Raw genomic sequence first — 21982 nt, 5'->3', positions numbered from 1 at the left:
CATGGCGCGTCATCGCAAACAGCCGATGGAAAAGACAGGCGGCCTGCTGCGTCTGCCGCTCTTTCTGCTGATCCTGATGGTGGCCGCGCTGGCGATGTGGGTGCCTGCCGTTCACGCGCTGATCCTGGATGATCACCAGACCTCGCGCAGTTTCTTCTATTCCGGTGTGCTGGGATTGATGCTGGTTGTACTGGTCGGGCTTTCGATGGGCAACCGGATGCCGCGGTACAGCATGCCGGGGCAGCTCACCTCGCTGCTTGCGAGCTTTGCCGTGTTGCCCGCATTCCTGGCGGTTCCGGTGCAGGATGCCCTGGGCAACACCAGCTATCTCAACGCCTATTTCGATATGGTCAGCGCGATCACCACCACCGGGGCGGATGTATTTGCCGATCCCAACCGCCTGCCGCCGAGCGTGCATCTGTGGCGGGCCATGGTGGGCTGGCTGGGTGGGCTGCTGATGTGGGTTGCGGCCTCGGCCATTCTGGCGCCGCTGTCGCTGGGGGGATTTGAGGTGACCGCGCGGGGGGAGCCGGGACGCGGCACCGAGACGCCGCTCCATATGCAGCGGGCTGATCCACGTCGCAAACTGGTGGTGGTGACCAAAACCCTGGCGCCGCTTTATGCCGGGCTGACGCTGGTTCTGTGGATCCTGTTGATCATCACGGGCGAGACCGCCCTTGTTGCGCTGGGACATGCGATGTCGGTGCTGGCCACCTCCGGGATCTCGGCGGTGGGCGGCGTGGAGAATGGCGCCAGTGGCATCGCCGGGGAAATGGTGATGTTCCTGTTCATGTTCTTTGCCCTGTCTCGGCTGACGTTTTCGGCCGATACGGTGACCAGCGGCCATAGCCGGTTGGATCGCGACCCAGAGTTCCGCATCGGCCTGCTGATCGTCTTTGGCGTGCCTCTGCTGTTGTTCCTGCGCCATTGGATCGCCAGTTTTGATGTCGCAACCACCAGTGATCTGATGCAGGGGCTGCACTCATGGTGGGGGGCGACTTTTACCGTGCTGTCGTTCCTGTCGACCACCGGGTTCGAGAGCGCCGACTGGGAAACCGCCCGCCAATGGTCGGGGCTGGATACGCCGGGCATGATCCTACTGGGGCTTGCGGTGATCGGCGGCGGCGTCGCCACCACGGCAGGCGGGGTGAAACTGCTGCGGGTCTATGCGCTTTATCTGAACGGCTTGCGCGAGATGGAACGGCTGGTGCATCCGTCCTCCGTCAGCAACGAGGGCAAGGGCAATCGGCGACTGCAACGCAACGGGGCTTTTGTTGCCTGGGTGTTCTTCATGCTGTTTGCGCTGTCACTGGCGGTGATCAGCATCAGTCTGGCCGCAGTTGGTTCGGATTTCGAACAGGCGCTGATCCTGACCATTGCGACCCTGTCCACAACCGGCCCGTTGACCGAGGTCGCAGGATCCGAACCCATCGCCCTGATCCATCTGACAGCCAGCGCAAAACTGATCCTGTGCTTTGCCATGGTGTTGGGACGGCTGGAAACATTGGCGATCATTGCCCTTATGACACCAAACCTCTGGCGCAGCTGATCAATCATGGTTACCGTGGACGTCATATGAGTAATTTTCGGGTGGAAACTCCGACTATCTGCGTTCATAGTATTCATTAACGGGGCGCTGGTCCGCAGCGCGACAAGAACAAAGGCGAGATAATAATAATGGCTTCGGACAGACAGAATCTTCAGGATGCCTTCCTGAACCACGTTCGTAAAACCAAGGTTCCGGTCACCATCTTTCTGATCAACGGCGTAAAGTTGCAGGGTGTGATCACATGGTTTGACAATTTCTGTGTCCTGCTGCGTCGGGACGGGCAGTCGCAACTGGTTTACAAACACGCCATCTCGACGATCATGCCTGCCCAGCCGATCAGCCTGTATGAAGGTGAAGACGCCTCTTGATGGAGCATGACCGGACGCCCACCCGTGCCTGGGTGGTGCATCCCGATATCAAATCAGACCGCGATCGCCGCGATGCGGTGTCCGCCCTTGCTGAGGGCGTGTCATTGGCCGAGGCTCTGCCCGACATCGAGGTGATCGGATCGGACGTCGTGCGCCTGCCAAAGGCGCATGCGGGGATGCTGTTTGGATCCGGGAAAATCGAAGAGCTGAAGGCGATGTTCCAGGCCGAAGAGGTGGAGCTGGTCCTGATCGACGGCCCGGTGTCGCCGGTTCAGCAGCGCAATCTTGAGAAGGCCTGGAAGGTCAAAATCCTTGACCGGACCGGGCTGATCCTCGAGATCTTCTCGGACCGGGCGCGCACCCGTGAGGGGGTGTTGCAGGTTGAAATGGCGGCACTCAGCTATCAGCGCACGCGACTGGTGCGGGCCTGGACCCACCTGGAGCGGCAGCGTGGCGGATTGGGATTTGTCGGCGGACCCGGCGAAACCCAGATCGAGGCCGACAGGCGCGCCATTGACGAGCAGCTCGTTCGGCTGCGCCGGCAGTTGGACAAGGTGGTGAAAACCCGGACGCTGCATCGCGCAGCACGGGCCAAGATTCCCTATCCGATTGTGGCGCTGGTGGGCTATACCAACGCCGGAAAATCGACGCTTTTCAACCGGCTGACCGGTGCCGAGGTGATGGCAAAGGACATGCTTTTTGCCACGCTGGATCCGACCATGCGCCGGGTTGAGCTGCCGGATGGGCCGGAAATCATCCTGTCGGATACGGTTGGGTTTATTTCTGATCTGCCGACCGAGCTTGTTGCTGCGTTCCGGGCAACGCTGGAAGAGGTGTTGGCCGCCGATGTGGTTGTGCATGTACGCGATATCAGCCATGACGAGACCCAGAACCAGGCGGCGGATGTCGAGAGCATTCTGACCTCGCTCGGGGTTGATGACAGCCGTGCGCGGATTGAGGTCTGGAACAAGCTTGATCTTCTGGATGAGGAAGAGGCCGAGGCCCGCCGCCAGCGCGCGGAGCGTGAAGAGGGCATTCATGCCATCTCTGCGATCACCGGCGAGGGGCTGGATGGGCTGTTGGCGGATATCACCGACAAGCTGCGGCTGATCCGGCATGAGGATGATATCACCCTGACATTCGCGCAAGGAAAGCAGCGTGCCTGGTTGTTTGAACAGGATGTTGTGCAAAGCGAAACCCAGACCGATACCGGGTTTGAGCTGACTGTTCTGTGGACCGAGACACAGAAGAATCGCTTCGCGGCGCTCTGATCAGATCGCGCAGTTCGTCTAGAAAATACCCCGCAACCGGACCGGTTGCGGGGTATTTTGTTTTGAAACAGATACGTTTAGCTGCGGGCGCCGGATCGCCCGCCTCATTCCGCGGGGGCCGCGGGGATCAGCCGGGTGATACCAACGGCTGCTGCCCGGGCCAAATCCTCGTCCAGTGACATCGGGATATATTCGCCGCGCCGCCAGAGCTGGGACATGTCGTCGTAGTGCCGCGACAGGAAATGGCCGGATTGGCCGGTGGCGGTGATGAAAACGGAGCTGTCAGGATCGGCAAAATCATAGACACCCCGATAGCCTGCGGCGTGAACGTTGCTGAACGGGTGCTCGCCTTTGCCGGAGGTGAGCCCCCGCTGCAGCGTGTTGTCGCCGCCGCTGGTGGACTGACGGATGTTTACAAAAACCCGCAGCAGGGGCACCTCGCCCAGCACTTCGTGGTTCTGGGTGGCCTGATGGGCATCGCCCCAGCGCAAGGATTCCAATGCGGTCCCATAGGTTTCTTCGATCCAGATCAGTGCATCATCAAGGGCCAGGCGGGCCAATTCGGTGCAGCTCTCTGTAGGTGCGCTTTGGCGGATATCGCACCAGACCGAGGCGCCTTCGACATCGCGGAAGACCCGTTCAAGGAACAGCGGGTCGACCTGCGTGAACTCAGCAGCCAGCGGGCCGAGATCGTCAGTGATCAGGCGTTTCTGCAAAGCCCGAACCCAGGCGGCATAGATCAGCGGTTCCGGCAGATGTTCGTTCATCTCACCGTTCCACTCTGACAGCAGGGTCAGGGCGATCTGGCGCTGACGTTCGCGGGTACCCTCGGGGGCGGCCTCTCCCGTGAACCACAGATCGGCACCAATCAGCGGCAGCAGGGTGCGCGCGGTATAGGACACGGTGTCGAGCTGTGCCTCGATAAAGCTGTCACGGGTATGGACCTGGCGGTCCTGCATCAGCTTTTTCCAGCGGTTGATCCGCTGGGTATCGCCCCAGGTGTAGGACACATGGTTGGGGAAGGGGCGGTCCAGTAGCTTGTTGTTGGTATTGCCGAGAATGCCGCCGATGGGCGAGACAAATTCCGGGTTGGCGGCATAGGGTGCGCGGCCCTGCCACTGGTTCTCGGGGCGCCAGCCCTGGCTCGGCATCCGGCCCAGGCTTTGGTGCCGTGCGTCGCGCTGCGGTATGGCGCCCACGGTTTTGAGCGCGACCGTGGTCCTGTCGGCAAGGGTCAGGTTCTGCGAGGGGGCGAAATAGCCTTCGCCGATTTCGATCGCCTCTGCGACTGTATTGGCCCGCATCAGCTCGAGTGCGGCGCTCATCGAGGTGTCTTGCGCGCTAAGGCCGGTCCAGCCGAGGCTGACCACATGACCGGGCGGTGTGATCGACGCAAGATCGAACAGCGAGCGGGGCAGCACCGGGCCATTGTCGGTCCAGCGCAGGGTCAGGGTGACCGGCGTCTCATCCTTGATATTGATGATCGAAGGGCGGCTGGTGAACCGCTTGAAGCCGTCGGCGGTCTTGTATTCCTCGGGATTGTCCGGGTTCAGCTGTTCGATGAACAGATCCTGATCATCCATATAAGAGGAGGTCACCCCCCAGCCCAGCAGGTCCGAGCGGCCGGAGATCACAGCGGGAATGCCGGGAATGGTGGCGCCGATGACACCGCCGGTGCCGAGTTCCAGCCGCGCCAGATACCACAGACCGGGTGCCGTCAGCTCCAGATGCGGATCATTGGCCAGCAGCGTGCCGCCCGCCGCCGACCGGCTGGGTGCCGCAGCCCAGGCGTTGGAGGCGCCGGCCAGCCCGCGCGGCGCAATCGGCATGAAGGGCAGCGTCTGGCTGCCATCGGTGCTGGTGCTGGCATGACGGGGCAGCTGGGGAAACAGCGCGGCATATTCCGGCAGGGCCGCCACGCCATTGCCGGGGGCGTCGGGCAGGATGTCCTTCAGTCGGCTGGGATCCGGCAGCGCCAGAGAGGTACGGGCGCGTAGGATTTCCTCCTGCATGTGCCCTGATAGCTTGAGGCCCATCAGTTTCATAACCGCGATACTGTCGGCGGGCTGCCAGGGCGCCATGGGCACATTGAACAGGAACATCTCAGGTGCGCCGCGCCCCAGCGCATCCTCGTTGATCTCTTGCAGCCGGGCATTGACCCCTGCGGAATAGGCGCGCAGGGCGGTCATCGTCTCAGGCGTCTGCGCGGCGACCGACTGCTGCGCCAGCCGGTAGATGTCCAGCCGCCGGATCAGCGTGTCGACCTGTACGGTGCGGCTGCCAAAGATCTCCGACAGGCGGCCCATGGCGGTGCGGCGCAGGGTGGTCATCTGCCACAGGCGATCCTGCGCATGGGCATAGCCGAGACCGAAATAGACATCTTCATCGCTGGCGCCATAGCTGCCGAAGATATGCGGCACATTGGCATTGTCACGCACGATCTCCACCGGTGCGAGGAGGCCGGGCAGGGTGATCTCCTTGTCGTAGTCGGGCAGGGATTGCGCGGCGAGGAAATAGACCAGACCAAGCCCCATCACCAGAAGCAGAATCAAAGCGGCGGCAAGGCGCAGGAGCCAGCGAAAGAGAAGTCCCATCGGTGGTGCGTTTCCTCAGGTTTTTGGCGTTATTGGCCCGGTTATGGCGCAGATTGTCGCCCTCGCAGATTGCACCGGGCGGCGCGGCTGCTAGGGTGGCGCCAACATAGGACAAGACGCATCAGGGGGAAAGCAGATGGCGAAGATTGCATTCTTGGGTTTGGGAGTGATGGGCTATCCGATGGCCGGTCATCTGGTGGCCGCCGGTCACGAGGTCACGGTGTATAATCGCACTGCGGCCAAGGCAGAGGCTTGGGCCAAGGAACATGGTGGCCGCGCCGCCGCAACGCCGCGTGCGGCCGTGGCAGGGGCTGAGTTCGTGATGGCCTGCGTTGGCAATGACGATGATCTGCGCAGCGTCTGCTTGGGCGATGACGGTGCCTTTGGCGGCATGGACGCGGGGGCGATCTTTGTCGATCACACCACCGTATCGGCGAAGGTCACGCGCGACTTATATGGCGCTGCGGCGGATCTGGATCTGGCTTTTGTCGATGCTCCGATTTCCGGCGGACAGGCGGGGGCGGAGAATGGCGTGCTCTCGGTCATGTGCGGCGGCGATCAGGCCGCCTATGACAAGGCAGAGCCCATCATCGGCGCCTATGCGCGGATCTGCCGCCGGATCGGCGACAGCGGCGCTGGCCAGATGACCAAGATGTGCAACCAGATTGCCATCGCCGGGCTGGTTCAGGGGCTGAGCGAGGCGCTGCATTTCGCCGAGAAGGCGGGGCTGGATGGTCGGGCTGTGGTGGAAGTGATCAGCCAGGGCGCGGCAGGCAGCTGGCAGATGGTCAATCGGCATGAGACCATGCTGGACGATCACTTCGAGCATGGGTTTGCGGTCGATTGGATGCGCAAGGATCTGGGCATTTGTCTGGATGCGGCGGAGGAAACCGGCGCGAGCCTGCCGGTTACGGCGCTGGTCGATCAGTTTTACAAGGATGTCCAGAAACTGGGCGGCGGCCGCTGGGACACCTCCAGCCTGTTCAAACGCCTGAAGGCCTTTGAGTAGGTCGGTATGAAAATGGCCTTTCCTGATGGAAAGGCCATGCCTCCGGCGGGGATATTTCGGGCCAGAAGATAGGCAGCCGCGCGACAGTCGAAACCCTGTTTCGTGCCGCGCGCTTTGCCAGCTTGGCTGATCCGCTCCGCCGGGGCGCGCGCGGGCAGGGATCAGGGGATAATGCGGGTGTATTTGGTGCCTTCCAGGGTGGCGCCAAGACGCAGCCCTGCCTGTCCGAAGACCGCTGCCAGGATAGGGCTGTTCAGCGTATTGGTATCGGCGGCCAGCGAGTCGCCTTCGTCGCGGATCACATATTCCAGATCGGCGCCCGCGGCCCAGCCGGAGGAGCGGCGGAAGTTCGACAGTGCTTCCTGGGTCATGAAGAACAGCACATGGGCGTATTGCTGTGCGCCGATCTGCAGGCCTGCATTCCCCTTTACGGTGGAATAATAATCCACCGTTACGCCGTCGATGCGCAGCGCGCCGCGGCCGAAGGCGCCACCGACAAGGAAGCCTGCCTCGGTCACCAGTGGCATCACCAGCATGCCGGTTGATTTTTCGGCCAGCGCGACGGCGCCGGGGTATTGGCTGTACATCTGGCTGAGAGTTGCATCGACGCGGGCGTCGATCTTGCTGGCATTGCTGTTGCCGATGCCATTGCCGCAGGCGGCGGTGACACCGGCACCGACGAGGGCGCCAAGCGCAAAACCGCGCCGGGTCAAACGGGAAGAATAAGAGCTGCTCATCTTGTTTGCCTGTTTTCTGGGGCCGGCGCCGCGCGGGCTGTCATTTCGGCCTGTCACTGTTCAGTTTCGGCCAGTTCTCTGGCTCTGTGGCATGGTATACGCGGAAAGCTGCCGTCTGTCATCACTGCGACCGCCGCAATCAGCGGCTTCCTGCCGTCAATTTTAGGCGATCCGCTGCCCGCGCAATGCACGAAAGCGGCCACCGGTCCGATGCGGATCAGCCGTTCAGCAGCCGCGCCGCAGCCGGGGCGTAATAGCTCAGCACGCCATCGCAGCCCGCCCGTTTGAAGGCCATGAGGCTTTCCATCATGATGCGTTCGCCGTCGATCCAGCCATTCTGCGCAGCGGCCTCGATCATCGCGTATTCGCCGGAGACCTGATAGGCAAAGGTGGGTGCGCCAAAGGTGGATTTCACCCGCTGACAGATGTCGAGATAGGCCAGCCCCGGTTTGATCATCACCATATCGGCGCCTTCGCTCAGATCGCGTTCGATCATACGCAGCGCCTCATCGGTATTGCCCGGGTCCATTTGATAGGTCTTCTTGTCCCCCTTTAGCGCGCCGGAGGCGCCGACGGCATCGCGAAAGGGTCCGTAGAATGCGGAGGCGTATTTGGCCGCATAGGACAGGATGGTGACATTGCGGTGGCCCGCCGCTTCAAGCGCGCGGCGCATGGCGCCGATACGACCATCCATCATGTCGGAGGGGCCAATGATATCGGCACCGGCATCGGCCTGGGCCACGGTCATCTTGACCAGCGCCTCGACGGTTTCGTCGTTGACGATTTCGCCATCGACGACATAGCCGTCATGGCCGTTGATATTATAGGGATCCAGCGCCACATCGGTCATCACCGCTATATCCGGTGCGGCGGATTTGATGGCGCGGATGGCGCGGTTGACCAGATTGTCGGGGCTCCAGGCTTCTGCGCAATCCTCGGTCTTGAGCGCGGGGTCGGTATAGGGAAACAGACAGATCGCCGGAATACCAAGCGCCTGCGCCTCGACGGCGGCTTCGGCCACCTTGTCGATGCTGCGCCGGGTAACACCAGGCATGGAGGGGATCGGCTCTTCGATCGCCTCGCCGTCACGGACAAAAACCGGCCAGATCAGATCGTCGCTGGTCAAGGTGGTTTCACGCACCAGATTGCGCAGGGCAGACGTGCTGCGCAGCCGGCGTGGACGGGCAGCGGGAAATGGGGCGACGGTCGGGTTCATCGGGTCCTCGCAGGTCTTTGGCGCGACCGGGGGCGGTCGCGGTGGTCTCCCTTTGGGTCGCATGGAATGACGGCGGCGACAAGTGACAGATTCGCCGCGCCAAATGTCCCCATCTTATGGCGGCGCGGGGCCACCCCTTGTGCCAGGGCGCCGCGCGGGGGATATAGGAGCGCAAAGACTGGACGAGAGAAGGGCCGCGCAGTGGATCTGTTTCATACCTTGACCGAGCTGATTGATCTGCGGTCCTTTTCCAACCTGTGGTACTGGATCGCGCTGGCCGTTGTCTGGTCCTCTGCCAGCCATTGGGTGATGGGGGTGCCGTTTGACATGGTGTACCGCGCCCGCAAGCAGGGTGGACAGGCAGCGCTGGATCTGGAGGCGATTGCGCGGGTCAATGTGAACCGGATGATGTATATCACCGATGTATCGGGCCACTGGGTGCTGGGCATGACCTGTTTTGTGCTCGCCATGCTGGGGATGCTGGGGTTTTACTACGGTGTTGAATTTGCCCAGGCCGTGTTCCTGCTGGCCTTTCCCATGGGGTTTGTCGGCCTAATTAACTGGAACTCCGCGCGCCGGATCCACCGCGAAGGGCTGGCGGGGGAAACCCTGATCCGGCAGCTGACCCTCAGCCGGCTGTTCATTCAGCTGGTGGGGATGGTGGCGATTTTTGTCACCGCGCTCTGGGGCATGTATCAGAACCTTCAAATCGGGTTCCTCGGCTAATCGCCTGCGGGCAGACGACGAAAGAGAGACGTAGATGGCGCAACGGGCAATCACCGCGGGCGGCGCACCAGAAGGTTTTGATGCGCGGCTGATCCTGAAAGAGGCGGCCAGCAGCAATGGTCCTGTCCTGCATGTGGCGCGCGACGACAAGCGGATGGAAGCGACCCGGGCGGCGCTGGCTTTTTTTGCGCCCGACATGCCGGTGATCAGCTTTCCGGGCTGGGATTGCCTGCCGTATGACCGTGTGTCGCCCAATGCAGATATTGCCGCGGCCCGGATGGCGACGCTGGCGGCGCTTGTGCATCAGATGCCGGGGCAATTTGTGCTGCTCACCACGCTGAATGCGGCGACCCAGCGGGTGCCTGCACGACAGGTTCTGAAGGATTCCGCCTTTACCGCCGAAGTGGACCGTCGCATCGACGAGGAGGCGCTGCGCAGCTACCTCACACGGATGGGATTCACCAAGAGCCCGACGGTGATGGAGCCGGGAGATTTTGCGGTGCGGGGCGGTATCATTGATATCTATCCGCCGGGACAGAGCGGTCCGGTACGGCTGGATCTCTTTGGGGATGTGCTGGATGGGGCCCGGCGGTTTGATCCCGCCACCCAGCGGACCACCGAAAAGCTGAGCGTGGTTGAATTGGCGCCGGTTTCCGAGGTGATCCTTGATGAGGCGGCGGTGACCCGGTTTCGGCAGAACTACCGGATTGAGTTTGGCGCAGCGGGCACCGATGATCCGCTTTACGAGGCGGTTTCAGCCGGGCGAAAATACCAGGGCATCGAGCATTGGTTGCCGTTCTTTCATGAGCGGTTGGAAACGCTGTTTGACTATCTGCCGTCAGCCACGGTGACATTGGACGATCAGGTGACACCGGCTCGGTTGGCGCGTTGGGACAGCATCGCGGACCAATATGAGACGCGCAAGATCGCGATGGCGCAGAAGGGGCGGATGGATACCGTCTATAAACCGGTGCCGCCGGGGCTGCTGTATCTGGATGATGCCGCTTGGGAGGCCGCGATCGCGGATCACCGGGTGATCCAGTTCCATCCGCTGCCACAGGCCAGCGGGCCGGGGGTGATTGATGCCGGTGGGCGGATCGGACGCAATTTCTCGCCGGAGCGACAGCTGGAAAATGTGAGCTTGTTCAGTGCGCTGGCAGATCATATTAAAGCGCGTTTGCAGGTGGGTCCGGTGGTTGTTGCCTCTTATTCAGAGGGCGCCCGAGAGCGTTTGACCGGCCTGATCGAGGATGAGGGCCTGGCCGAGGTGATCGCGATCCGCGATGGCACCCGGATCGGCAAATCTGGGTTGCATCTGGCGGTCTGGGCGCTGGAGCACGGATTCGAGACCGCCGATCTGACAGTGATTTCCGAACAGGATGTGCTGGGTGACCGGCTGATCCGCGCGCCCAAGAAGCGGCGCAAGGCCGAGAATTTCCTCACTGAAACCCAATCGCTCAGCCCCGGTGATCTGGTGGTGCATGTGGACCATGGGATTGGCCGCTACAAGGGTCTGGAGGTGGTGACCGCCGCTGGCGCGGCGCATGAGTGTATTCTGCTGGAATATGCAGAACAATCAAAGCTGTACCTGCCGGTCGAAAACATTGAACTGCTGTCCAAATACGGCCACGATGAGGGGCTTCTGGATCGGCTCGGCGGCGGTGCCTGGCAGGCCAAGAAGGCCAAGCTAAAGGAACGCATCCGCGAGATGGCGGATCGGCTGATCCGTGTGGCCGCAGAACGGGCGCTGCGCAAGGCGCCGATGATGGATCCGCCGCCGCACGCCTGGGAGGAATTCTCCGCCCGTTTCCCCTATCAGGAGACCGACGACCAGCTGCGTGCCATTGCCGATGTGATGGAGGATTTGCAGTCCGGCTCGCCGATGGATCGTCTGATCTGCGGCGACGTTGGATTTGGCAAGACCGAGATTGCGATGCGCGCGGCCTTCATTGCGGCGATGTCCGGCGTGCAGGTGGCCATTGTCGCGCCGACGACGCTGCTTGCCCGTCAACATGCGGCGGCTTTTGCCCAGAGGTTTCGCGGGTTTCCCTTGGAAGTCAGGCAGTTGTCACGCTTTGTTTCAGCAAAGGAAGCGGCGAAAACCCGCGAAGGCATGGCTCGCGGAACGGTTGATATCGTGGTTGGCACCCATGCGCTTTTGGCCAAATCGATCCGGTTTCAGAACCTTGGCCTGCTGATCATCGACGAGGAACAGCATTTCGGGGTCGCGCATAAAGAACGGCTGAAACAGATGCGCAGCGACATTCACGTCCTGACGCTGACCGCGACGCCGATTCCGCGTACGCTTCAGCTGAGCCTCACCGGGGTGCGGGACCTCTCGATCATCGGCACACCGCCGGTGGACCGTCTGGCGATCCGCACCTATGTCAGCGAGTTTGACGCCGTCACCATCCGCGAGGCGCTACTGCGGGAACATTATCGTGGCGGGCAAAGCTTTTACGTGGTGCCGCGCATCACCGATCTGCCCGATGTCGAGGCCTTCCTGAAGGAGCAGCTGCCCGAGCTGAGCTACGTTATCGCCCACGGCCAGCTGGCCGCCGGGGATCTGGATGACCGGATGAATGCCTTTTACGATGGCAAGTTCGACATTCTGCTGGCGACCACAATCGTGGAGTCCGGCCTGGATATTCCGACCGCCAATACGATGGTCGTGCATCGTGCCGATATGTTTGGTCTGGCGCAGCTCTATCAGATCCGGGGCCGCGTGGGCCGGTCAAAGACGCGCGCCTATGCTTATCTCACCACCAAGCCGCGGGTGCGTCTGACACCCGGAGCCGAGAAACGCCTGCGGGTACTGGGGTCTCTGGATACGCTGGGCGCGGGGTTCTCTCTGGCGTCACAGGATCTGGACATTCGCGGCGCTGGCAACCTCTTGGGCGAGGAGCAATCCGGCCAGATGCGTGATGTGGGCTATGAGCTTTATCAGTCTATGCTGGAAGAGGCGATTGCCAAGATCAAATCTGGTGAGCTGGAAGGGTTGACCGGCAGCGATGATCAATGGGCGCCACAGATCAACCTAGGGGTGCCGGTCCTGATCCCAGAGGAGTACGTACCCGATCTGGATGTGCGTCTGGGTCTGTATCGTCGGCTTTCCGACCTTAGCACCAAGGTGGAGCTGGAAGGCTTTGCGGCGGAGCTTATCGACCGTTTCGGTCCGCTGCCGAAGGAGGTCAATACGCTGATGCTTGTGGTGCGGATCAAGGCAATGTGCAAACGCGCTGGCATTGCCAAACTGGACGGCGGGCCCAAGGGGGCAACGATCCAGTTCCACAACGATAAATTCGCATCACCCCAGGGGCTGGTGGACTTCATCCAGGCCCAGGATGGGCTGGCCAAGGTGAAAGACAACAAGATTGTCGTCCGTCGGGACTGGAAGAAAGACGGCGACAAGATCAAAGGTGCCTTTGCCATCGCGCGGGATCTGGCGGAAAAAGTGGTTGCCGAGAAGAAGAAGGCCAGGGCCAAAACCAGCTGATCGGCTTGATCTGATCGGCTTGAAGTGAGAACGTGAAAAAGCCCCTCCAACATTTTGGAGGGGCTTTGCTTTTCATTCTCTTGGGGGCGGGATTATTCGGCTGCGATCCGGTTCTCAACCCGCGCCATATGCAGCATGATGACAAAGCCTGCGGCGACCATGAGCAGGATCGACCCGGTCAGTGGCGCAATGGAGCCGTCAAACAGAAGCCCGACGGTTGCAGCCGCAGCGGCAGCAAAGACGGTGGAGACCCCCCCGACGATCGAGGCTGCCATACCTGCAATATGACCCATCGGTTCCATCGCCATTGCGTTGAGGTTGCCTAGGGTTAGCCCAGCCATGAAAAAGACGCTTGTCTGCCAGGCCACAAAGAGGCCGAACATCACATCATTCGGCAGGTTCAGCGTGCCCAGGCTCAGCATGATCGCTGACAGCAGGATCTGCCCCCCCAGCGCCCAGGTCACCATGCGCCGCATCCCAAGGCGGACCACAACGGAGGCATTGATCAGGCTGCCGGTGCCAGACATCACGGCAATGAAGCCAAACCAGAAGGGGAAGCTGGCCGCGCGGTCAAAGACCACGTCAAAGATCGGCTGCACCAATGTGATCATGCAAAACAGCATCGCCAGGCACAGGCACTGGACCATCATTGACAGCCGGACGGTCGGGTGCTGGAGCATCTCGGCCACGGCGGCCAGCAGGCTTGGCAGGCGGAACGGACGGCGATTTTCCCGCGGCAAGGGTTCGGGCAGGCGCAGCCCCATCCACAGGATGATGATGATCGCAAATAGCGCAAAGGCCAGGAAGATCGCACGCCAGCTTGTCAGCAGAATAATACCAGCCCCCAGCATCGGCGCGATGGCCGGGACCAGGGTGAAGATCAGCATGGCAATGGACATCATCCGCGCCATTTCCCGGCCGGAATAGAGATCGCGCACGATGGCCAGAGCCACGACACGCGGACCGGCAGCGCCAAGCCCCATGACCACACGGCTGAGCAGCAGCATTTCGATAGAAGAGCTAGCGTAGGCCGCCAGCGCGGCGAGAATATAAAGAGCAGCCGCAGCAAAAATGACCGTCCTGCGCCCAAAGGCATCGGAAAGCGGGCCTGTAAAGAAGGTCCCGATCCCCATGCCAAGCGCAAAGGCGGCAATGACCAGCTGCGCACGGTTGGGGTTGTCAGGGCTGAGCGTCTGACCGATTTCGGGCAGGGCTGGCAGCATGGCGTCGATGGAAAATGCAACGGTTGCGAACATCATCGCAATCAGGGCAATGAACTCAGCTTTTGACATGCTGATGTGAATATCTTTTGTCATTTGAAACCTCTGGTGACACATCAGGAGCCCCGGTAATCGGGCGCTGTCTGGGCGTCACTCTGTCCGCGCTAACATATCCACCGGGATTGGGCCAGAAGCGGGGGCGCACAGAATTATGTGCATCTTTATGCGTCGTAAGCCAGATGCGAAGCGGACCGCCAGAGGTCAGCGATCCAGTTTCATTGTTTTTTATAGTATTTCAGTGTGTTACCGTCCGCCCCTCAGGTCGGCTCCGCATTTGGAGCGGCGTCCTGGTCCAGCTGCGCCTGAATGTCGGCGATAACCTGTTTCCACAGTTCGGGCTGTTGGGCGCCGGGAACGGCGTGCTGATTGGCCACCACAAATGTCGGGACAGATGTGATCCCCATCTTGCGCGAATGGGCATCGCGGCTGCGGATCTCCTCGGCGTCTGTGTCGCCGGACAACAGGCGCAGGGTGACGGCCCGGTCCATGCCGACCGCTTCGGCGATATCGGCGAGGACCTCGGCGTCGCCAATATCCAGCGCTTTGACGAAATAGGCGTCAAACAAAGCATCGACCACGGCGCCCTGTTTGCCTTCGATCCCGGCCCAGTGGATCAGCCGATGGGCGTCCAGCGTGTTGGGGGTGCGCTCCATGGCCTCAAAATTGATCTCCAGACCGGCGGCGCTGGCGTGTTCAACGACCGGGGCATAGGCCCGGACCGCGCCATCCTTGCCGCCGAATTTCGCCTCAAGATAGGCGCGCCGATCCATGCCTTCGCGTGGCATGTCAGGGTTCAGCTGGAACGGATGCCACTCGATGACAAACGGATGATCGCCGACGTCGGCCAGCGCCTTGTCCAGGTGGGTCTTGCCGATATAGCACCAGGGGCAGATCGGGTCGGACAGGATATCCAGCTTAACGAGGCTCATGACGGGGTCCTTTGGTGTCGAATATAGCAATCGGGCAGGGCGCGCCGCAGCAGTTTTCCGTTGGCTCCGCTGGGCAGCGCGTCGAGGCGCAGATAGGCGCGGGGCTGTTTGTATCGTGCCAGCCGGGTCTTGGCAAAAGTCGATAGCGCCTCGGCGGTCACGTCTTTGGCACCGGTGTAGAACGCGACGATAATATGAGTGTCGGGTTTCACCTCGACCGAGGTGACGGCAACCTGTTCCAGATCGGGGTGGGCCATCAGCGCGGCCTCCACCTCCAGCGGGGAGACGCGATAGCCGCCTGCATTCATCACGTCATCATTGCGACCGAGGTAGCGGATCTGGCCATCTCCCATCATTTCGCCAAGGTCACCGGTCAGGAACCAGTCGCCCCTATAGCGGTCCCTGGTCGCCTCGGGCGCGTTGACATAGCCCAGCATCAGCCCGGGATCGTGGCGATCAATGGCAATGACGCCGGGGGTGTTGCGGGGGACCGGATTGCCGTCAGGATCGAGGATGGCAACCCGTCGCCCCGGCTGCGGCCACCCCAGGGTATCGCCGACCTCAGCCGCATCGCGATCCCGTGCCGGATCCGCGGAGATGAAGGTGGAGCACTCCGACATGCCAAAGGCCTCATAGAGCTGCGTGCCGGTGGTCTGATGCCAGCTCCGAGCCAGTCGGCCCGATAGCTTTTCCCCGGCGCACAGCCCATGGCGCAGGGCCGGAAGATCAGGCAACCCGTCAGCTTGCAGCAGCTTGCGATAGACACCGGGCGCGGCGGCAAAGAGGCTGGCGCGATGCTGACGCAACAGCTCCGGCAGCGCGGTCACTGGCGTGCCCTCCACGGGGATCAGAGCCGTCGCGCCGATACTCCAGGGGTCCATCAGACCGGTGCCGAGGGTGAAGGTCCAGTTGAAGGCCCCGGCATGCAGCAGCCGGTCGTCGGGGCGCAGATCATACCAGTGGCGGATCATCATCTGCCGCGCCCAGATGGCGCGATGGGCATGGGCAACCGCGCGCGGATTTCCGCCGGTCCCGGAGGTATAGACGATATAAGCGGGCTGATCAGGGTCGCCGAGGGGCATCTGAAACCTGTCTTCTGCCGGAGCGTGACGCTGCATTGCCTCAAGTGAGTCGCGGTCAATCTCGTGGGGATGTGGCACCGACCGAACCTCGGGATCGCGCAGCACAGCGGCCGGAGACAGGTCGTCGATAATACGTGCGACCTCCGGTTCAGTCAGCTGCGATGACGTAGGGACCGGCACCAGACCCACGGCAATGGCGCCCAGATAGGCGATCGGAAAGATCGGCGTATTGCCAAGGCGCAGCAACACCCGGTCGCCGGGTTTCAAACCTTGCGCCAGCAATCCCGTACCGGTTCCACGCACAGCGGCCCGCAGGTTTCCATAGGTCCAGGACTGCACCTGGGGGCTTGGCTGCTGGCCCGGTGACGTCGACGCTTCGGCGTTTGCCTGAACCGCCAGAACCGCAAGTGCCATGGCATCCGCGGCGGCAGGTTGGACCGACCCACGTTGGTAAAGCACGTGGTCAGCCAGATTGAACGGCGCGGGGCAGGGCGCGAAGGGCCCGCTGTCAAACAGGGATTGCATGTCGATTGGCTAACTTGGCAATCCACGCGTTGCAAGATGGCGCGCCCCGGCCTATAGGAAAAAGCATGACCTCTCGTGATCCAAAATCGCTCATCACTATTGCCCGTGCGTCGGGCGAGGCTGCCGAAACCGAGCCGCTGGATCTGGGCGCCCGTGTGCGTGAGCTGCGCAAGGCGCGGGACTGGACATTGGAACATGCGGCCAATCAGGCCGGCCTGGCCCGATCGACCCTGTCAAAGATCGAAAATGGCCAGATGTCACCAACTTACGAGGCGTTGAAGAAGCTTGCCGTCGGGCTTCAGATCTCGGTTCCACAGCTGTTTACGCAGCCGCAGCGGGATCAGGTGAACGGGCGTCTGACGGTCACAAAGACCGGTCAGGGGTCTGCCCATGCGACCACCACCTACGAACATGAACTCTTGGCCGACAGCCTGACGCGCAAGCGGATGCTGCCTTATCGCGCCCGCGTTCGGGCGCGCTCGATGGACGAGTTTGATGGTTGGGTGCGCCACGATGGCGAGGAATTCCTATACGTGCTGACCGGCGTCGTGCGGCTCTATACCGAGTTCTATGAACCGATCGAAATGCGGCGCGGTGACAGCGCCTATTATGATGCGGCGATGGGCCATAACGTGATTTCGCTCAGCGACGAAGACGCCAGTATCCTCTGGGTGACATCCCTGTCCTGATCATCGCAGGCGCAGCGGGGGCCGCGCGCGCTGCCGGACCATGCTCAGCCTGATGCAATCAGGATGATTTAGGTTGCAGACGTTCGCGCGCCACCAAGGCAACCGCCATCGCCTGGCGCGTGCCTAAGCCATGCGGGATCAGAGATCAGTTCAGCTGATGCTCCAGCTCGCGGTGCAGGCTTTCGGTGTAGAGAAAATCATCCACTTCCTCACGCGCTTCGGTCAGCGTCAGATGGTGCGTTCGGGCGAGATAAGCCACAAACTTATCCTTGTCGTCGAACAGGGATGGGGCCGAGCGAGTTTGCAGATGCGGAAACCGTTGCTTGAGACGGGGCATCCTGTCGAACCAGCTGGCGCGGGCTGTTTGAACAGGCATGGGGGGGTCCCTCCGGGTCAAAATTGCGCGTGGGTATTAATGCTAGCATTTTTTGCAAAAAAAGAAAGTCCGCGTCAGACGTGCTGCGCCCCGGCACGGGGTGGACCGGCCGGGGCGCAGCAATAGCAAGAGGCGGCTGACGGGATCGGTGCCGATCTCTGCCGGGATCCGGGTTCACGTCAGGGTCAGCTGGGACGGAACAGGCGCGGCAAGAGGAGATGCGCCAGCCCGACGCCGATCACCTGCATCACGATGAACATCAGGATATGGCCGGGGTAGATCCCGGCGAAGGTGTCGCTGAACCCGCGTGCAATGGTGACCGCCGGATTGGCAAAGCTGGTGGAGGAAGTGAACCAATAGGCGCCTGTGATGTAGAAGGCGACCAGCGCCGGCACGGCCTCGGGCCGCGATCGCAACCCGCCGAAGATCACGAAGAGCAATCCAAATGTCGCGAGGATTTCGGAGAACCACTGGGCCATACCGGTTCGGTGCATTGTGCTGGAGCTTTGCAGGATCGACAGATCGAACATCACGTGGCTTGCCCAGACGCCGAGGATGCCCCCTATGATCTGCGCCGCCAGATAGGGCGGAACCGCGCGCCAGCTGTGGTCACCGCGCAGCGCAAAGGCCAGCGTCACAGCCGGATTGAAATGCGCGCCCGAGATCGGCCCCAGCGTGGTGATGATCACATAGAGCATCGCGCCGGTTGCCACCGCATTGGCCAGCAGCGCCAGCCCGACATTTCCGCCCGACAGGGTTTCGGCCATGATGCCGGAGCCCACGACGCCAATCAGCAGGAAACAGGTGCCTAGCCCCTCGGCCATCAGCTTCTGCGTGGTCATGGCAGCTCTCCGATGCGTGTCAGCTCCTGGCGCAGGCTGTCACGATCCAGCGTCTCCAGCGGCAGATCAAGGAAGGCCAGCGCGCGGCGCTCCAGCCGCGCATAGGCGGTCTGAAAGGCAGCGTCCCAATCTGGCTCCGCGGCGGCGGCCGGATCCTCGATACCCCAATGGGCGCGGAGCGGCGCGCCGGGCCAGATCGGACAGGTTTCGCCTGCGGCGGAGGCGCAGACGGTGATCACAAGGTCCATCTCAGGGGCATCGGGGCCTGCAAATTCGTCCCAGCTTTTTGACCGGGCCGCGTCTGTGTCATGGCCTTTCTCATTCAGCAGAACCAATGACTGCGGATGCACTTTTCCGGCGGGTTTGGATCCGGCGGAAAAGGCGCGGACACGGCCATTCCCATGGGTGTTCAGCAGCGTTTCCAGCAGGATAGACCGCGCTGAATTGCCGGTACAGAGGACGAGGATATTCATATGGGAAACCCGTTTCTTAGGAGTGTTCGGTGGCTTTGTGACGGCCGATATCATCCAGATGATGTTGCAACGACAGTCGGTTGAGTGTGTCAAAAGGCAGCGCCGCAAAGGCCCGGATGCGATTTCGCAGCAGCCCGTAGGCCTGTTGATAGGCAAGCTGTTTCTGCGCCTCTGTCCCTTTGGTCATCACGGGATCAGGCAGGCCCCAATGGGCGCTCATGGGCTGACCGGGCCAGGCTGGGCAGGCTTCATTTGCGGCGTGATTGCAGACGGTAAAGACGAAATCCATCTGCGGCGCCGCCTCGCCGGAGACCGCGCTGAGATGTTTGGAGCGCAAGGTGGCGGTGTCATGACCCTTGGCGCGCAGCAGCGCCAGAACCTCGGGTCGTGGGGCCGTCGCGGGCTGGCTGCCAGCAGAATGCGCGATGAAGCGGCCATGCCCCTCCTGGGTCAGGATCGCCTCGGCCATGATCGACCGGGCTGAGTTGCCGGTGCAGATGAAGAGGACATTCAGCGGGCGCTCAGCCGTGGGGATGAGCGCCGTCTCGTGATCCGGCGGCTTGCAGATATCCGGGCGGTTCTGGCAGCAGTCGGACAGCAGCTGATCAAACACCCCGCGCAGCCCGTTCAGATGTGCCTGATAGAGCAGAGACGTGCCTTGCCGCTGCGACAGGATCAGCCCCGCCGCGCTGAGCGTTGAAAGATAAGCGGAAACGGTATTGGCCTTCTGTGCCAGCGCCGTCGCGATTTCGCCTGCGGGAACCGCATCGGGATATCGCCGCATCAGCAGACGAAACAGCGCCAGCCGCTGGGGGTGGGCCAAGGCGGAAAGCTGTGATGTAAGCTTTATTTCCATATTTCACGAAATACGGAATTAGCATTCCTGCGTCAACCGTTTTGGCTGGCCAAAAAAAAGCCCGCCACCGATGACCGGGGCGGGCTTCTGTCAGCTTTTGCTGTAGCTTGGTCAGTCGGCCTGATACCACCAGACCTCTGGCATGTAGCTGATACCATCGCCGCTGACGGGCAGACGCTCGGGGAATTTCAACTCCTTGCGATGGGCGATGCGGCCTTCGGCGTATTGCCAGACCGGCATCACATAGCGTCCTGCGGTCAGCAGACGGTCAAGCGCGCGGGCGGCGGCGGTGAAATCCTCTTTGCTTTTGGAGGTCAGCATGGCGTCGATCATTGCATCCACGGCAGGGTCCTCGATCCCGATCAGATTGCGCGATCCCGGCTGCTGCGCAGCGTCGCTGCCCCAGTAAAGATATTGCTCGTTGCCGGGGCTGAGCGACATCGAGCGGCGGAAGAAGGTCATGTCGTAGTCGAATTCCTGCTGACGTTCGACAAACTGGGCACTGTCCACCATGTCGGCCTCCAGCGCGATACCGAGACGTTCCAGAGCGCGGGCATAGATTTCCACGACCGAGCGCATCTCGCCTTCGCCCAGATTGCCGGGGGTCAACAGCACCTTGATCTCAAGCGCGTCGCCATCTGCGTTGCGCATGATGCCGTCTTGGACCGTCCATCCGGCCTCCGCCAGCAGTTTGGTTGCGGTGCGCAGGTTCTTGCGATTGCGCTCGCTCCCGTCGCTGACCGGCAGCGTATAGCCCTCCATCACGCCGGGGAGCAGGCTGTCTTTGAACGGGGTCAAGAGCTCGCGCACCTTGCCTTCGGCAGCTCCCGGCTGCATGGCCAGATAGGAGTTCGAGAAATAGGAAGAAATCCTCGGCTGGGTGCCACCTGTCAGCGTTTCGTTCATATATTCGAAGTTGAACGCCTGGATCAGCGCTTCGCGCACCCGCCAATCGTCGAATGGGGCACGGCGGGTATTCATAGCGATGCCGGTCATGCCCGAAGGGTTGCCATTGGGGATGACGGTCTTGATCACCTCACCGGAGATCACCGCAGGAAAATCATAGGCCTTGTCCCATTTGGCGGCGTTGAATTCGCGGATTGCAGAAATTTCCCCGGCCTTGAAGGCCTCCAGCAGGACGGTCTGGTCGCCATAGAAATCGAGCCGGATCTCATCAAAATTATTGGTGCCGCGCCGCAGCGGCAGATCCTGCCCCCAGTACTCCGGGTTGCGGGAAAAACGGATGAAACGACCGGGTTCGAAATCCGCCACCGTATAGGGGCCGGAGCCGATCGGGGCTTCCTGCAGGCCGGACTCGGCGAAATCCTTGCCTTGCCACTGCGCCTTTTTCAGGATCGGACGCAGCCCGGCGATCAGCGCCAGTTCGCGGTTGTCTTCGTTGAAGGTGATGCGCAGGCTGCGCTCTCCGGTCTGTTCGATGCTGTCGATCTGGGTCCAGAACCGGCGGTAGCGGATATGCCCTTCCTGGCCGAGGGTCTGGTAGGACCAGATGACATCCTCGACCGTGACAGGCGATCCATCGGAGAATCGGGCCTCGGGGCGCAGGGTGAATTCAACCCAGGCGCGATCCTCTGGCACCTCAATCGATTCGGCCAGCAGCCCGTAGAGGGTGAAAGGTTCATCCGCCGAGCGCCCCATCAGGCTCTCATATCCCCAGAAACGGAGCTGCCAGGGCGGGGTGCCTTTTTGGGCAAACGGGTTCAGCGTATCAAAGCCGCCGGTGTTGCCGAAGACCACGGTGCCGCCCTTGGGGGCATCGGCATTTGCATAGGGTAAAGACACAAAATCCGGTGGTAGTGCCGGGTCCCCATACATAGCTATGCCATGCGCTGATTCTGCTTGTGCAAAATTAACGCTTGCGCTGAGGATGATTCCGGCCAAGGCCGGTCGAACTCTAAAGAAAAAATCTGGACGCACTTTTGCAACAATCCCGCTCTGGCCTT

At 61.7% G+C, this 21982-nt stretch carries 18 protein-coding genes; 7 read left to right on the top strand and 11 right to left on the bottom strand.

Annotated elements, in window-relative coordinates; all coding sequences use genetic code 11:
* Position 1: 1 nt before the first annotated feature.
* The 3 genes from VWZ87_RS06335 to hflX all read left to right on the top strand — a co-directional run bounded on the left by VWZ87_RS06335 (position 2) and on the right by hflX (position 3188).
* Positions 2 to 1549, top strand: a complete 1548-nt coding sequence (locus VWZ87_RS06335) for a TrkH family potassium uptake protein (protein WP_416536302.1) — start codon at positions 2 to 4, stop codon at positions 1547 to 1549.
* A gap of 128 nt (positions 1550 to 1677) precedes the next feature.
* The gene (gene hfq, locus VWZ87_RS06330) at positions 1678 to 1917 is read left to right on the top strand and encodes an RNA chaperone Hfq (RefSeq protein ID WP_008204623.1); all 240 of its coding nucleotides are present in this window, start codon (positions 1678 to 1680) and stop codon (positions 1915 to 1917) included.
* Positions 1917 to 3188, top strand: a complete 1272-nt coding sequence (gene hflX, locus VWZ87_RS06325) for a GTPase HflX (RefSeq protein ID WP_416535979.1) — start codon at positions 1917 to 1919, stop codon at positions 3186 to 3188. The genes hfq and hflX overlap by 1 nt, the downstream gene beginning before the upstream one ends.
* A 104-nt stretch (positions 3189 to 3292) precedes the next feature.
* On the opposite strand, the gene VWZ87_RS06320 is transcribed toward hflX, so the two are convergent.
* Positions 3293 to 5782, bottom strand: a complete 2490-nt coding sequence (locus tag VWZ87_RS06320) for a penicillin acylase family protein (RefSeq protein ID WP_416535978.1) — start codon at positions 5780 to 5782, stop codon at positions 3293 to 3295.
* A 136-nt stretch (positions 5783 to 5918) separates the two neighbouring features.
* Between VWZ87_RS06320 and VWZ87_RS06315 the strand changes: the two genes are divergently transcribed.
* Positions 5919 to 6791: an NAD(P)-dependent oxidoreductase gene (locus VWZ87_RS06315; protein ID WP_416535977.1), complete on the top strand. Its 873-nt coding sequence runs from the start codon at positions 5919 to 5921 to the stop codon at positions 6789 to 6791.
* A gap of 161 nt (positions 6792 to 6952) precedes the next feature.
* On the opposite strand, the gene VWZ87_RS06310 is transcribed toward VWZ87_RS06315, so the two are convergent.
* Positions 6953 to 7528 carry a YSC84-related protein gene (locus VWZ87_RS06310; protein WP_416535976.1) on the bottom strand — a complete coding sequence of 192 codons (576 nt, stop codon included), beginning with the start codon at positions 7526 to 7528 and terminating at the stop codon, positions 6953 to 6955.
* Positions 7529 to 7745: 217 nt separating this feature from the next.
* Positions 7746 to 8744, bottom strand: coding sequence for a porphobilinogen synthase (gene hemB, locus VWZ87_RS06305; RefSeq protein ID WP_416535975.1), 999 nt, complete (start codon positions 8742 to 8744; stop codon positions 7746 to 7748).
* Positions 8745 to 8945: 201 nt separating this feature from the next.
* On the opposite strand from hemB, the gene VWZ87_RS06300 reads away from it, so the two are divergent.
* The gene (locus tag VWZ87_RS06300) at positions 8946 to 9470 is read left to right on the top strand and encodes a component of SufBCD complex (protein WP_340545503.1); all 525 of its coding nucleotides are present in this window, start codon (positions 8946 to 8948) and stop codon (positions 9468 to 9470) included.
* Between the two features lie 34 nt (positions 9471 to 9504).
* Entirely contained in the window at positions 9505 to 12966 is a 3462-nt protein-coding gene (mfd, locus tag VWZ87_RS06295) for a transcription-repair coupling factor (RefSeq protein ID WP_416536941.1), read from the top strand.
* A 92-nt stretch (positions 12967 to 13058) separates the two neighbouring features.
* Here the strand turns inward: mfd and VWZ87_RS06290 are convergent, their stop codons facing one another.
* From VWZ87_RS06290 to VWZ87_RS06280, 3 genes are all read right to left on the bottom strand, one after another.
* Positions 13059 to 14282 carry an MFS transporter gene (locus VWZ87_RS06290; RefSeq protein ID WP_416535973.1) on the bottom strand — a complete coding sequence of 408 codons (1224 nt, stop codon included), beginning with the start codon at positions 14280 to 14282 and terminating at the stop codon, positions 13059 to 13061.
* Between the two features lie 221 nt (positions 14283 to 14503).
* On the bottom strand, positions 14504 to 15175 hold the full coding sequence (locus VWZ87_RS06285; protein ID WP_416535972.1) for a DsbA family oxidoreductase: 672 nt from the start codon (positions 15173 to 15175) through the stop codon (positions 14504 to 14506).
* A complete protein-coding gene (locus VWZ87_RS06280; RefSeq protein ID WP_416535971.1) occupies positions 15172 to 16782 on the bottom strand; it encodes a class I adenylate-forming enzyme family protein in 1611 nt (536 codons plus the stop codon). The genes VWZ87_RS06285 and VWZ87_RS06280 overlap by 4 nt, the downstream gene beginning before the upstream one ends.
* 65 nt (positions 16783 to 16847) lie before the next feature.
* Here VWZ87_RS06280 and VWZ87_RS06275 point away from each other — a divergent pair, with 65 nt between their 5' ends.
* Positions 16848 to 17471, top strand: a complete 624-nt coding sequence (locus VWZ87_RS06275) for a helix-turn-helix domain-containing protein (RefSeq protein ID WP_340545508.1) — start codon at positions 16848 to 16850, stop codon at positions 17469 to 17471.
* Between the two features lie 145 nt (positions 17472 to 17616).
* Here VWZ87_RS06275 and VWZ87_RS06270 read toward each other — a convergent pair whose 3' ends face one another.
* The 5 genes from VWZ87_RS06270 to VWZ87_RS06250 form a co-directional block, all read right to left on the bottom strand.
* On the bottom strand, positions 17617 to 17847 hold the full coding sequence (locus tag VWZ87_RS06270; protein ID WP_014874610.1) for a hypothetical protein: 231 nt from the start codon (positions 17845 to 17847) through the stop codon (positions 17617 to 17619).
* Positions 17848 to 18032: 185 nt separating this feature from the next.
* Positions 18033 to 18689 (bottom strand): aquaporin, encoded by a 657-nt coding sequence (locus VWZ87_RS06265; protein ID WP_416535970.1) that lies wholly within the window; start codon positions 18687 to 18689, stop codon positions 18033 to 18035.
* Entirely contained in the window at positions 18686 to 19162 is a 477-nt protein-coding gene (locus VWZ87_RS06260) for an arsenate reductase ArsC (protein WP_416535969.1), read from the bottom strand. Before VWZ87_RS06260 ends, VWZ87_RS06265 begins: the two co-directional genes overlap by 4 nt.
* A 16-nt stretch (positions 19163 to 19178) precedes the next feature.
* Entirely contained in the window at positions 19179 to 20018 is an 840-nt protein-coding gene (locus VWZ87_RS06255) for a helix-turn-helix domain-containing protein (protein WP_416535968.1), read from the bottom strand.
* A 111-nt stretch (positions 20019 to 20129) separates the two neighbouring features.
* Positions 20130 to 21956 (bottom strand): extracellular solute-binding protein, encoded by a 1827-nt coding sequence (locus VWZ87_RS06250; RefSeq protein WP_416535967.1) that lies wholly within the window; start codon positions 21954 to 21956, stop codon positions 20130 to 20132.
* Positions 21957 to 21982 lie beyond the last annotated feature (26 nt).

It is taken from the genome of Phaeobacter sp. JH20_37 (assembly GCF_048056015.1).
In the GTDB taxonomy this organism is placed as follows: domain Bacteria; phylum Pseudomonadota; class Alphaproteobacteria; order Rhodobacterales; family Rhodobacteraceae; genus Phaeobacter; species Phaeobacter bryozoorum.
Note: the sequence above shows the minus strand (reverse complement) of the source record. Positions and strands in the feature narration are given on the sequence as shown.